Source organism: Xanthomonas sp. DAR 34887 (assembly GCF_041245805.1).
GTDB lineage: Bacteria > Pseudomonadota > Gammaproteobacteria > Xanthomonadales > Xanthomonadaceae > Xanthomonas_A > Xanthomonas_A tesorieronis.
In genome coordinates this window covers 2,732,123-2,746,002 of sequence record NZ_CP162490.1, presented here as the reverse complement: position 1 = coordinate 2,746,002, position 13,880 = coordinate 2,732,123, and the positions used below count along the sequence as shown (strand labels likewise).

The window sequence follows — 13,880 nt, the reverse complement described above, 5'->3', positions numbered from 1 at the left end:
CTCGTATGACGCTGCATTCCTCCATCAGAACTCCTGCCAGTCCGTTTCGGTCGCGGTAGTGGCGGCGGCGCGATTGGCGGGGACCGCGCGAATGGCAGGCTTGCGCGTCCGGCCCGCCGGCGCAGGTCGCTGCGCTGGCATCTTCGCCGCGGTCGATACCGCGACTGCAGCGCCGGACACGCCGCCGTCGAGTTTGAACATGGCCACGGTCTCGCTGAGCTGGCCAGCCTGTTCTTCCATCGCGCGCGCCGCGGCGGTGGCTTCCTCGACCAGCGCGGCGTTCTGCTGAGTGGCCTCGTCCATCTGGGTGACGGTGTGGTTGACCTGCTCGATGCCGGCGGATTGCTCCTGCGAAGCAGCGGAGATCTCGCCCATGATGTCGGTGACGCGCTGCACCGAGGACACGATTTCCTGCATGGTGCGGCCGGCCTGGTCGACCAGCGCCGAGCCTTCGGCGACGCGGGTGACCGAGTCGTCGATCAGGCTCTTGATCTCCTTGGCCGCGCCGGCCGAACGCTGGGCGAGGGTGCGCACCTCGCTGGCGACGACGGCGAAGCCGCGGCCCTGCTCGCCGGCACGCGCCGCTTCCACCGCCGCATTCAAGGCCAGGATGTTGGTCTGGAACGCGATGCCATCGATGACGCTGATGATGTCGGCGATCTTTTTGGAAGACGTCTCGATGCCGCTCATCGTGGTGACCACCTGGCTGACCACGGCGCCCCCCTGCGAGGCGACCGAAGCGGCGCCGACCGCGAGCTGGTTGGCCTGGCGCGCGTGCTCGGCGTTCTGCTTGACCGTGGAGGTCAGTTCCTCCATCGAAGCGGCAGTTTCTTCCAGGCTGGCGGCCTGCTGCTCGGTGCGGCGCGACAGGTCGTCGTTGCCGGCGGCGATCTCGCTGGCGGCGGTGTTGATGTTGCCGGCGGCCTGCTGGATGCGGCCGACGATGCTGGCGAGCCGTTCGGCGGTGGCATTGGCGTCGTCGCGCATGGTGGCGAACACGCCGTGGAACTCGCCGCGCATGCGCGCGCTCAGGTCGCCGTCGGCCAACGCGCTGAGCAGGCGCGACACTTCGGCGATGCTGGCCGCATTGGCGTCGAGCAGCCCGTTGAGCTGTTGTGCCAGCAACAGGAAGAAGCCCTGCTTGCCGTCGCCGTCGATGCGTTTGGATAGATCGCCGGCGGCGGCACTGCGCACCACCTCGGCCACCTCCACTTCGACCTTGGCTTCGGCGGTGCGGTCGCGCCATTCGCAGACGAAGCCGACGTGGGCGCCGACCTCGTTGCGGATCGCGGAAACTTCCTGCGCGATGCAGGCATCGCGGTAGCGCACCTCGCGCTGCGCGACGCCCTGGCGGTCGAGTTGCTGGTAGATTTCCGCGTCCTGCGAGTTGCCCACTTCCAGCAACGACACCGGCTGGCCGAGCAGGGTGCTGGAGCGCTCGAAGGCCGGCGCGCAGGCGTGGATATCGTCGGCATAGGTATGCAGCAGTTTCTGCAGCGCGCCGTTGGCGTAGACGATGGTCAGGTCGGGGTCGGCGATGTACATGCCGGTCGAGGCGTTGTCCAGCGCGGTACGGATGCGCAGGTTCTCGGCGGCGACGCTACGCTCGCGTTCGATCCGCTCGCGCAGTTCGCGCTGCATCCTTGCCAGCGCCGCCATCAGGCTGTTGGCGTGCTTGGCGGCGACCGGAATCGGCTGGTCCAGGCGGCCGGCCGCGATGTGCTGGGCGGCGGCCATGGCCATGCTCGGCTCGCCGCCGAGCAGGCGCGCGACCGAACGCAGGATCCAGCCGGCGGCCAGGCCCAGGCCCAGGATCGCCAGGACCACGGCGCTGGCCTGTTGCCAGGTCACGCGGCGGCTGTACTGTTCCGCCGCGGCGCGATTGGCCTCGTTCAGCGCCGCGATGCGGTCGCTGATCGAGCCCATGCGCGTTTCCAGCTGCTCGAACTTTTCGGTAAAGGTGGCATAGGCTGCGGCGCTGTCAGCGTGCGTTTCGACCAGGCTCACCACCTGGTTCGCGGCATCGATGTAGTCCTGCAATGCGGGAGCGACGGCCTCCAGCTCGCGGCGCAAGGCGGGGTCCAGCGGCAGCTTGCGGTTGTCGGCCAGGGCCTGGCGGAACTCCGCGGCATGCTCGCCCAGCGAGGCGCGTGCGGCCTTGACGCCGGCGTCGTCCTGGCGCGAGGCCGATAACAGTGCCGTGGTCACGTCGCCGCGCAAGGCGTCGTGCATCATGTCCGCCTGCATGTGGTTGCGCAGCGCATCGGAGGAGATGACCTGCGCGGCGACCGCGTCGAGCAATCCGCGCTGCGCGCCGTAGCCGACGCCGCCCAGCGCCAGCAGCGCCAGCACCGCCACCAGCACCAGGATTGCGAGCATGTGCATGATCTTCATCGGTATCGCCTGGTTCGGTTCAGAAACGGAAGGACAGGCCCGCGCCTAGCGCGTGATCCGGCGAACGGTCGTTGAGGCCGTAGCTGTAGATGGCGTCCAGCTGCACGTTGTCGCTCAGCAGCCAGGCCGAGCCGACATCGAGCACGGCGACGGTGCCGCCGTCGTCGCTGCGGGCGATCTGCGGCAGCGCCACTTCGACGAACGAGCGGCTGTGTTCGGTCCAGGCCTTGCCGACCACCAGGCCGAAGATGCCGGCCGTGTAGCGGTGGCCGCTCTCGTCTTCGTCCCAGATCACGCCGGGCATCGCGCCCAGCGAGACGCTGTCGCTGAGTTCCCATTCGGCGACCAGCCGCAACGAGGGCCGCGCGCCGTGGCCGCGCACGTCGCGGCCGCCGCTGGGCAGGTCCACGTGCAGCAACCAGGCCAGCGAGGCGCCGCCGCCGTCGGAGCCGGCCAGGTGGTGCTTGACCCCTAGCGAGATGTCGCTGAAGCCATAGGCATCGGCATCGGCGGGCGCATCGAGGTGCTGCCAGCCGTCGGTTTCCAGCCGCAATTCCCAGGTCTGGCCGAGGCCGTAACGGAACAGGGTGGGGGTGGTGTAGCCGTCGACGTCGCCGTCGCGCTCCCAGGCGACGCTGGTTTCCACCTGCAGGCGGCGGTCGCCGACGGTGAGGCTGGATTCGACGAAGTCGGGGCGATCGGTGGCGATCGGCTCCTCTTCGGCGTGCGCGAGGCTGGCGATGCCGAACAAGGTCAGGCAGCTGGCAAGCACGATAGGTTTCATTGTGTTCCCCGTGAACGGTCGAGCGTGAAACGCATGCGCCTGGCCGTGGTGCCGCCGACTGGCCGCATGGTCCGTTTGGACCGGCTGCCGCGTCCCCCAAGACGCGGTCAACCAAATGTCATACAGGCTAGCGGCCAGACCCGCCGTATCTTTAAACCTGTCCGACCGATGGCTTGCGCGGGACATCGGGAAGACACGGGGGGCGGTTGGCCTGGCGCGCTTGTCGTGGCCTCGCCTCGATTCCTTGCCCCGGGAATTGCCTTCGGCCGCCGGGGGAGGGATGCAGCCGATGCGACGTGATGAAGGTAGGCGGCGAGTTATCCAGGCAGGCAACGCCGCCTATCCACCTGCGGCGCATCCCAGCGGGGTGCGGGAATGCGCCGCATCGCAGCGGCTCAGAACTCGTGCCACTGCGTGTCGTTGGCGCTCGCCGGCTTGCTTGGCACCGCGCGCATCGGTACGTTGCCGCGCTTTGCCGGCGCGCGCTTGGCTTTCGCCGTTGGTGCGGCGACCGCGAGGCTGGGCTTGGCCACGGTGGCGGGCAGGGAGACGACCGCGTTGTCGAGCTTGAACACGGCCACGGCCGCGGTCAGCTGGCCGGCCTGTTCCTCCATCGCCCGCGCCGCGGCGGTGGCTTCCTCGACCAGCGCGGCGTTCTGCTGGGTGGCCTCGTCCATCTGGGTCACGGTCTGGTTGACCTGCTCGATACCGGCGTACTGTTCCTGCGAGGCGGCGGAGATCTCGCTCATGATGTCGGTGACGCGCTGCACCGAGGACACGATCTCCTGCATGGTCCTGCCGGCCTGGTCGACCAGGGCCGAGCCTTCGCTGACGCGGGTCACCGAGTCGTCGATCAGGCCTTTGATCTCCTTGGCGGCATTGGCCGAGCGCTGGGCCAGCGTCCGCACTTCCGAGGCGACGACGGCGAAGCCGCGGCCTTGCTCGCCGGCGCGTGCCGCTTCCACCGCGGCGTTGAGCGCCAGGATGTTGGTCTGGAACGCGATGCCGTCGATCACCGAGATGATGTCGGCGATCTTCTTGGACGAGGTCTCGATGCCGCTCATCGTGGTCACCACCTGGCTCACCACCTCGCCGCCCTGCGAGGCGACGCTGGCCGCGCCGACCGCGAGTTGGTTGGCCTGGCGCGCATGTTCGGCGTTCTGCTTCACGGTGGAGGTCAGTTCCTCCATCGAGGCAGCGGTCTCTTCCAGGCTGGCGGCCTGCTGCTCGGTGCGGCGCGACAGGTCGTCGTTGCCGGCGGCGATTTCCGACGACGCGCTGTTGATGCTCAACGCCGCGCTCTGGATGCGGCCGACGATGGCCGCCAGCTGCTCGGCGGTGGCGTTGGCGTCGTCGCGCATCCTGGCGAAGACGCCGTTGAACTCGCCGTGCATGCGTGCGCTCAGGTCGCCGGCGGCGATGGCCTGCAGCAGGGTGGACAAGGCGTCCAGGTTGCCGTCGGCGGTGGCCATCAGCTGGTTGAGACTGTCGACCATGGCGCGGAAGTCGTACTGGAAGCGCTGCGCATCGCCGCGCACGCTGAAGTCGCCGGCTGCCGCGGCCGTGGCGAGCTGGTTGATCTCGCGGTTCATCGCGGTCAGGTTGTGCTTAACCGTATCCATGGTCTCGGTGAGCACGGCCTTCTCGCCGGGCAGGCGCTCCATGTCCTCGCTGAGGTCGCCGATCGCGTAGCGGCCCATGATCTGCGCCAGGCGTTGCGTGACCGCGATATGCGCCGCGGCCAGGGCATTGCTGTCGCGGACCATGCGCCCGTAGTCGCCGGGGAAGGCGGCCTCGTCCATGCGGTAGCTGATCTGGCCGGCGTCGTGGCGCTGCGCCATTTCCTTCTGCGCATCGAGCACGGCGCGCAACTGTTCCTGCATGCGCTGCAAGGAGCCGAACAGCCGGCCCAGTTCGTCGTTGCGCCGGTAGTGGATGCGGCTGTCCAGCTGTCCTGCGGCGACGGCGCCGGAAACTTCGACGGCGTCGGCCAGCGGCTTGACCACCAGGCGCCGCAACAGGATGTAGAGGCCGCCGCTGAGCAGCAGCGCCGCGCACAGGCCGACCGCGATGATGGTCCACAGCAGCGAGCGCGCCTGCGCCATCAGCAGCGAGCGCGGGACCGCCACGCCCAACGCGAAGCGCTCCTGCGCCTGGCCGATCTGCAGCGGCACGTACACTTCGATGTCGGTGGTGCCGGTCTGCGGATCGGCGACCTGGCGGGTCACGCTCTCGCCTTTGGCGATGGCGGCAAGCAAGGCGCGCGTGGCCGGGTCGTCCAGCTTCTTGCCGACCAGGGCCGCGTCGCGATCGGCGATGATCGCGCCGCCGGGCGACAGCAGGCGCACGTGGCCTTCGCCGAGCGGGTGCAGTTTGGACAGGCGTGCCTGCAGCTTGGCCAGGCCGAAGTCGGTGGTCACCACGCCCAGGAACTTGCCGTCCTCGAGCACCGGCGTGGTCAGCGTGGTCATCAGCACCTTGCTGCCGCCGATCTCGTACACATAGGGCTCGACGACGGTCGGGCGGTGCTGCTGGCGCGCCTTCAGGTACCAATCGCCGGAGCCGGGCACCTCGTAGTCGCGCAGCGGCTCGCGCACCTGCTTGTCGCCCTGCCACGCCCAATACACCATGTAGCGGCCGCTGGCGTCGTGGCCCTCGGTATTGGCATAGGCCGTGTCCTTGCCATCGAACGCCTGCGGCTCCCAGAGCGTGCCCAGGCCGGTCCAGTCCGGATGCTGGCGCAGTTCGCGCAGCACGCTGTCGCTGAAGGTCTCGCGCGCCTTGGCATCCTGGCTGCGCTGCGCCAGCAGGCTGTTGGCGAACACCTGGTTGGAGACGAAGGCCGCGCCGATGTCGCTGGAAATGCGTTGCGCTTCCAGGTAGGCCGCATCGGTCATGCCCGCTTTTGCCGAGGTGAGCAGCGCATCGCTGCTGCGCACGTAGATGATCGCGGCGGTCACGCCGAAACACAGCAAGGCGATCGCGGCCACGCCGAGCATCAGGCGGGTGGCGACGCTGGTGAAGCGTGGGGCTGGGGTCGGGCTCATGGGGTCGTCGACTGGCAGAAGAGGAGAACGACACGGGGGCCGGTCCGTGTTCGCCCACGCGGCGGCGCGGCGTCGATGCTGGGCGCGTCGGGCTCGGAAACATCCTGTGTCCAGGTTCTTATCGGCATTGCGTCCCGGAAATTGAATCGGCCGCAGGGACACTGCGGCCGATCGCAACCTCACGCGGTGGCAGGGCGCACTGCTGCCTGGCTCAGAACTCCTGCCATTCGGTTGCCGTGCCCGCGACGGCAAGCGCACGCGGCCGCGGCGCCTGGCGCAGCGGCGAGCGCGCTGCCGCTGCGCTGCGCAGGACGGGCCGGGCCGGAGCGACGGCGTCGTTGGCGGCCTCGATCTTGAACACCGCCACCGCTGCGGTGAGCTGGCCCGCCTGGTCTTCCATCGACCGCGCCGCGGCTGTGGCTTCTTCGACCAGCGCAGCGTTCTGCTGCGTCGTTTCGTCCATCTGGGTGACGGTCTGGTTGACCTGCTCGATGCCGGCGGACTGTTCCTGCGAGGCGGCGGAAATCTCGCCCATGATGTCGGTGACGCGCTGCACCGAGGACACGATGTCGGCCATGGTGTGGCCCGCCTGGCGGACCAGCGCCGAGCCGTTGGCCACCTGGCCGACCGAGTCGTCGATCAGGCCCTTGATCTCCTTGGCCGCGCCGGCCGAACGCTGGGCGAGGGTGCGCACTTCGCTGGCGACCACGGCGAAGCCGCGGCCTTGTTCGCCGGCACGCGCCGCTTCCACCGCCGCATTCAAGGCCAGGATGTTGGTCTGGAACGCGATGCCGTCGATGACGCCGATGATGTCGGCGATCTTCTTCGACGATGCCTCGATGCCGCTCATCGTGGTCACCACCTGGCCGACCACCTCGCCGCCCTGCGCCGCGACCGCGGCCGCGCCGACCGCAAGCTGGTTGGCCTGGCGCGCATGCTCGGCGTTCTGCTTCACCGTGGAGGTCAGTTCCTCCATCGACGCGGCGGTCTCTTCCAGGCTGGCGGCCTGCTGCTCGGTGCGGCGCGACAGGTCGTCGTTGCCGGCAGCGATTTCGCTGGCCGCGGCGTTGATGCTGACCGCGGCGGTCTGGATGCCGCCGACGATGCTGGCCAACTGTTCGGCGGTGGCGTTGGCGTCGTCGCGCATCCTGGCGAAGACGCCGTTGAAGTCGCCATGCATGCGCGTGGTCAGGTCGCCGCTGGCGATGGCCTGCAGCATCGTGGACAGCGCATCGAGGTTGCTGTCGGCGGTGGCCATCAGTTGGTTGAGGCTGTCGACCATGGCGCGGAAGTCGTACTGGAAGCGCTGCGCATCGCCGCGCACGCTGAAGTCGCCGGCCGCGGCGGCATCGGCGAGCTGGCCGATCTCGCGGTTCATCGCGCCCAGGTTCTGCTTGACCGTGTCCATCGTCGCGCTCAGCACGGCTTTCTCGCCGGGCAGGCGGTCCATGTCCTCGCTGAGGTCGCCGATCGCGTAACGGCCCATGATCTGGATCAGGCGCATCTTCACCGCGATATGCGCCGCGACCAGGCCATTGCTGTCGCGGACCATGCGCCCGTAGTCGCCGGGGAACACGCTCTCGTCCATGCGATAGCTGATCTGGCCGGCGTCGTGGCGCTGCGCCATTTCGGTCTGCGCGGCGAGCACGGCGCGCAACTGCTCCTGCATGCTGCTCATGCTGACCAGCAGGCGCCCGGTCTCATCGCGCGATTGGGTATCGATGGCGTTGTCGAGCTTGCCCGAGGCGATGGCGTCGGCCACGCCGATCGCAAGGCCCAGACGCTTGAGCAACTGGCGACGGATCACCAGGCCCATGCCCACGGCGACCAGGATCGCCACCAGGCTGCCGAGCAGCACCGACCACTTGCCCTGCGCGCGCACCGTCTGCAACTGTTGGCTGCGCTTGACCAGCAACCCGCTTTCCTCGTCGGCGAATGCGCCCAGCAGCGAACGGATCGTACCCATCGCCTTGCGGTCGCGGCCTTCGGCGAACGCGGCCAGAACCTGTTGCTGGCTGTCCGGACGCTCGCGCAAGGCGATGACCTGCTGCTCGATCTGCAGCAGCTCCTGGTACGCGGCCTGCAATTGCGCCAGGCGCGCCTGTTGCCGCGGATTGTCCGCGGTCAGGCGCTTGGCCTCGACGAAGCTCTTCTCGAAGCCGGCCTGGCCGAGCGCGAACGGCTGCAGATAGTCCTTGTTGCTGGACAGCAGATAGCCGCGGGTGCTGGTCTGCACGTTCAGCGCGTTGGCCTGCATCAGTTCGCCGGTGGCCAGCACCTTGAAGGTGTGTTCGTTGATGGCGACGGCGTCGTTGAACTGGAACTGGCTGCGCAGGCTGATCGCGCCGACGGTGAGCAACACCAGCACCACGGCGCCGAAGCCGATGGCGAGTTGGGCCGACAGGGACAGATTCTTGGTCTTCATCGATGGATCCGGAAGTTGAGAATGGAACGGGCTGGAAAGAGGACTGCAGCGGATGCCGATCGCCGCATCCATGTCCTCTGTAACGGCCGCTCCATTTTCAATTTCAATCGATTTCTCGATATGGATAGATAGCCATAGCCAATCGTTATCGGATTTATTGATGTGTAGCGCCTTTTGATCGGCTAGTCGGGGCATACATGCAGCGATTGTGGTCTTCGCCTCAGTCGACAAGTGCGGTGGGTCACGGCCAGCCATAATGGCATTGCATCCCAGAACGTAATTCGGCCGCGGAGACTCCGCGGCCGACTGTGTTGCGCTGCGCCGGATGATGATGCGACGGCCAGATTCCTGGTCACCGCCATCGCTATTTGGCGCCGCGCCGCTGCCTCTATGCCTGACGCAGCTGTGGCGGCAGGCTGCGCAGCGTGGCTTGGTGTCTTGCGTGCGCGGTGTTGGCCGCCTCGAGCTTGAACACCGCCACGGCTGCGGTGAGCTGTCCTGCCTGGTCTTCCATCGAGCGTGCCGCAGCCGTGGCTTCTTCCACCAGCGCCGCATTCTGCTGGGTGGTCTCGTCCATCTGGGTCACGGTCTGGTTGACCTGTTCGATGCCGGCGTACTGCTCCTGCGAAGCGGCCGAGATCTCGCCCATGATGTCGGTGACGCGCTGCACCGAGGCCACGATCTCGGTCATGGTCTGCCCGGCCTGGCGCACCAGCGTCGAGCCTTCGGCGACGCGGGTGACGGAATCGTCGATCAGGCCCTTGATCTCCTTGGCCGCGCCGGCCGAACGCTGGGCGAGGGTGCGCACCTCGCTGGCGACCACGGCGAAGCCGCGGCCCTGTTCGCCGGCACGCGCCGCTTCCACCGCGGCATTGAGCGCCAGGATGTTGGTCTGGAAGGCGATGCCGTCGATGACGCTGATGATGTCGGCGATCTTCTTCGAGGAGGTCTCGATGCCGCTCATCGTGGTGACCACCTGGCCGACCACATCGCCGCCCTGGGTGGCGACGCTGGCGGCACCGGCCGCAAGCTGATTGGCCTGCCGCGCATGCTCGGCGTTCTGCTTCACGGTGGAGGTCAGTTCCTCCATCGAGGCGGCGGTTTCCTCCAGGCTGGCGGCCTGCTGTTCAGTGCGGCGCGACAGGTCGTCGTTGCCGGCGGCGATCTCGGTGGCGGCGGCATTGATGCTGACCGCGGCGGTCTGGATGCGGCCGACGATGCCGGTCAGCTGGTCGGCGGTGGCATTGGCGTCGTCGCGCATCCGTGCGAACACCCCATGGAATTCGCCGTGCATGCGCGCGGTCAGGTCGCCGGCGGCGATGGCCTGCAGCAGCGTGGACAGCTTGCCGAGGTTGCGGTCGCTGACCTCCATCATCGCGTTGAGGCCTTGCACCATGGCGCGGAAGTCGTGCTGGAAGTGCTCGGCATCGCCGCGCGCACTGAAGTCGCCGGCCGCCGCCGCCGCGGCCAGGCGCTTGATCTCGGTGTTGATCGCCAGCAGGCTGGCCTTGGCCGCGTCCATCGATTCGTGCAGCACCGCACGGCTGCCCGGCAGGCGCCGGGCGTCGCGGCGCAGGTCGCCGTTGGCGTACTCGTTGAGCACCGCGATCGCATCGACGATGGCGTCCAGGTGCTCGAACATCATCGTGTTGATGCCCTTGCTGAGCTCGCCGTAGACGCCGGGGAAATCCAGCGGCATGCGGTGGGTCATGTCCTTGTCGGCATGCAGTTCGATCATCTGCGAGGTCTCGCTGGAGAAGCGCTGCAACTGCGTCTGCATCTTGTCCATCGCGTTGAGCAGGCGGCCGGGTTCGTCGTGCGCATCGGTGCGCACATCGTTGTCCAGGCGGCCGTCGGCGATGGCCTCGGCGGCGCGGGTGGCGCGGCTCAGCGGGCGGGTCAGGCTGCGGGTGATCGCCCAGGCCAGCAGGCTGCCGAGCAGCAGCGTGGCGACGCCGCCGATCGCGAGGTTGAGCCGGCCGCGGTTCACCGACGCCAGCGCCGTGGCGTAGGCTTGCCTGCTCAGGCGCCGCTGCAGTTCGACATTGGCGCGGATCGCGGCCTGCTGCGCATCCATGGCGGTGGCGGCGTCGCCCAGCAACAAGGCCTGCGCCTGTTGGTTCTGGTTCTGCGCGCCGAGCTGCAGCACCTGGTTGTTGAGCTTGACCGACACGTCCCGGCGTTCGGCGATCAGCGCCAAGGCGTCGCGTTCGGCGGTGCTCGCCGGCATGGCCGCCAGCGCGGCGTGCGCGGCCTTGTAACGCGCGCGGTTGGCGTTGACCGAGTCCAGGGCGCGCTTGTTGGCCGCGTCGCCGTCGACGATGGTGATGTCGTGCAAGCCGATCGCCACGTTGGTATTGGCATCGAGCATTTCGCTCGATAGCCGGATCTTTTCCATGTTGGTGTTGACGATCGAGTCCAGTTCTTGGCGCGCATTGGCCATGGTCGAGAAGCCGATGGCCACCAGGAATCCGGACAGCAGGATCAGGATGCCGAACGCTGCGCCGAGGCGCCGGCCGACGTTGTAGCGTTGCAGGAGTGCGTTCATGTCAGACCTTGTCCAAACGAGCGATTGATCGGCTGCACCAGGCCGGTTGTTCGCAACCGCGGAAGGTGCCGTGCGTGGCGGCCGCATTCGATGCCTGCCACGTTGCGGATATCGACGCGTCGGCAAGGAACTGTTGCGCGCGAACGCGCCTGTTTCTGTCGTGGTTAGGAAGCTGTCTCGAAGCTTTGCAGGAACCGCAGCCGGTGGAACGCTGCTGCGTGGCAATGCGTTCCAACGTCGACGTTTTTCCGACAGCCGATGCCTGCGGCTGTCGCGAATCGAGCGGCTTCCGTGTCTTGCAACGGCGCATCGGCAACGCTCGCCCGTTGACGTCGTTGCCCTCTCGCCGGCAGCCTCGCGTTGCGCGCTGCACGCGCCGCCCACACCGATTTATCCATCGATCTGCGTACCGTCATCGCAGCGGGCATGCCAGGGAGATGGCCGGGCGCTCTGTCGCTTGGCGGGTCGCGATCCTGCGCGCGGATCGACGCGGTCGTCGCGTGGATCCATGCCACGCGACTGCCGCTTGCGAACGCCTGCATTCGCCTCACCGTCGGCGCGCGGGCGCGGGCGCGGTCGCACATGCGCCGCAAAAAGCAAAGCTCCGGCATCGCTGCCGGAGCTTGCGCTGTTGCCGCCGCGCAGCGCGCGGCGCTGGGAAGCGACGCGATCAGGCCGCTTGCGGCACCTTCAGCGAACGCACCAGCCCACCGATATCCACGATCAGGGCGACGCGGCCGTCGCCGAGGATGGTGGCACCGGAGATGCCGCCGATGCGCCGGTAGTTGTTCTCGATGTTCTTGACCACCACCTGCTGCTGGCCGACCAGTTCGTCCACTTCCAGCGCAAGCTTCTGGCCGTCGGCCTCGACCACCACCACCAAGGGCTCCGTACTCTGCTCGGTGCGGCCGTAGCCGTAGGAATCGGCCAGCGACAGGATCGGCAGGTATTCGCCGCGGACCCGCAGCACCCGGCCTTCGCCGGCCATGGTGCGGATGTCGTCGGGCTGCGGCTGCAGGGCTTCGATCACGTAGGCCAGCGGCAGGATCAGGGTCTCGCCGGCGACCGACACGGTCATGCCGTCCAGGATCGCCAGGGTCAGCGGCAGGCGGATCAGCACGCGGGTGCCGCGGCCGGAATTGCTTTCCAGCTGCACTTCGCCGCCCAGGCCCTGGATGTTGCGGCGGACCACGTCCATGCCCACGCCGCGGCCGGACAGGTCGGTGACCGCGTCGGCGGTGGAGAAGCCGGGGGCGAAGATCAGGTCCCACACCTGCGCGTCGGTCGGGTTGTCCGGGACCGCCAGGCCGCGTTCGGCGGCCTTGGCCAGGATGCGGCTGCGGTTGAGGCCTGCGCCGTCGTCGCTGACTTCGATGACGATGTGCCCGCCCTGGTGCGAGGCCGCCAGGGTGATGGTGCCGGTCTCGTCCTTGCCGGCAGCGCGGCGCGCTTCCGGCATTTCCAGGCCGTGGTCGATCGAATTGCGCACCAGGTGCACCAGCGGATCGGCGATCTTCTCGATCAGGCCCTTGTCCAGCTCGGTGCCTTCGCCGATGGTGCGCAGCCGCACCTGCTTGCCGAGGCGGGTGGACAGGTCGCGGACCAGGCGCGGGAAGCGGCGGAACACCGCGTCCACCGGCAGCATGCGCACGCCGATCACCGCTTCCTGCAGGTCGCGGGTGTTGCGTTCGAGCAGATCCAGGCCGGCGAACAGGCGCTCGGCCATGGCCGGATCCAGGCCGCTGGAGACCTGCTTGAGCATGGCCTGGGTGATGACGAGTTCGCCGACCAGGTTGATCAGCGCATCGACCTTGTCGACGCTGACCCGGATCGAGCTTTCCGCTTCGTGCGCGGCGGCGGCGTTGCCGGCCGGTGCATTGGCGGCGACGGCGGCGGCCGGCGCGGCGGTGGCGCTGGCCGGTGGCTGCGCCAGGGTGGGGGCGGGCGCGTTGGCCAGGCTCGGCGGCGGCACCGCGCGGATGTCCAGTTCGCAATCGTCGATCACCCAGGCGAAGGTGTCTTCGATCGCGCTGCGCGGGATCTTGCCGACCAGGCCCAGGTCCCAGGCCAGATAGGCCTCGAGCGGGTCGAGGTCGCTGAAGCCGGGCAGGCGCGCGGTGCGGCAGGCGACCTGCAGCGGGCCGAGGTGTTCGAGTTCGCGGATGATGCGCAGCGGGTCGTTGCCGCTCATGAACAGCGACGGCGCCGGGGTGAAGCCGATCTGCCAGGCTTCCGGTTCGGCCGGCTGGTTGGCGGCCGGGGTCGCGGCGGGCGCGGCGGCGGCATTGCCGTTGAGGGCTTGCTGCAGGCGATCGTGCACGGCCTTGACCGCGACCGGATCGGCCGGGGTGCCGTGCTCGGCTTCGCGCAGCAGCGCGCGCAGCACGTCCACCGACCCCAGGATCGCATCGATCGCATGCGCTTCGACGTCGCGCTTGCCCGAGCGCAGTTCGTCGAGCAGCGTCTCCAGCACGTGGGTCAGACCGGCCATCGCCTCGAAGCCGAAGGTGGCGGCGCCGCCCTTGATCGAGTGCGCGGCGCGGAACACCGAGTTGATCGTTTCGGGATCGCGGTTGCCTTCTTCCAACGACAGCAATCCGGCTTCCATCGCGTCCAGCCCTTCGCGGCTTTCCTCGAAGAAGGTGGCGTGGAAACGTTGCAGGTCCATGCTCATGGGCGGGA

General features: G+C 68.3%; 6 protein-coding genes. All 6 read right to left on the bottom strand.

Going from position 1 to position 13,880, the window contains the following annotated elements:
- Positions 1–24 precede the first annotated feature (24 nt).
- Positions 25–2,394 carry a methyl-accepting chemotaxis protein gene (locus tag AB3X08_RS11715; RefSeq protein ID WP_369932723.1) on the bottom strand — a complete coding sequence of 790 codons (2,370 nt, stop codon included), beginning with the start codon at positions 2,392–2,394 and terminating at the stop codon, positions 25–27.
- A 19-nt stretch (positions 2,395–2,413) separates the two neighbouring features.
- A complete protein-coding gene (locus tag AB3X08_RS11710) occupies positions 2,414–3,178 on the bottom strand; it encodes a transporter (protein WP_369932721.1) in 765 nt (254 codons plus the stop codon).
- 395 nt (positions 3,179–3,573) lie between these two features.
- The gene (locus AB3X08_RS11705; RefSeq protein ID WP_369932720.1) at positions 3,574–6,225 is read right to left on the bottom strand and encodes a methyl-accepting chemotaxis protein; all 2,652 of its coding nucleotides are present in this window, start codon (positions 6,223–6,225) and stop codon (positions 3,574–3,576) included.
- 211 nt (positions 6,226–6,436) lie between these two features.
- Positions 6,437–8,650 carry a methyl-accepting chemotaxis protein gene (locus tag AB3X08_RS11700; RefSeq protein WP_369932718.1) on the bottom strand — a complete coding sequence of 738 codons (2,214 nt, stop codon included), beginning with the start codon at positions 8,648–8,650 and terminating at the stop codon, positions 6,437–6,439.
- A 388-nt stretch (positions 8,651–9,038) separates the two neighbouring features.
- Positions 9,039–11,198: a methyl-accepting chemotaxis protein gene (locus AB3X08_RS11695; RefSeq protein ID WP_369932717.1), complete on the bottom strand. Its 2,160-nt coding sequence runs from the start codon at positions 11,196–11,198 to the stop codon at positions 9,039–9,041.
- Between the two features lie 670 nt (positions 11,199–11,868).
- Entirely contained in the window at positions 11,869–13,872 is a 2,004-nt protein-coding gene (locus tag AB3X08_RS11690) for a chemotaxis protein CheA (protein WP_369932715.1), read from the bottom strand.
- Positions 13,873–13,880 lie beyond the last annotated feature (8 nt).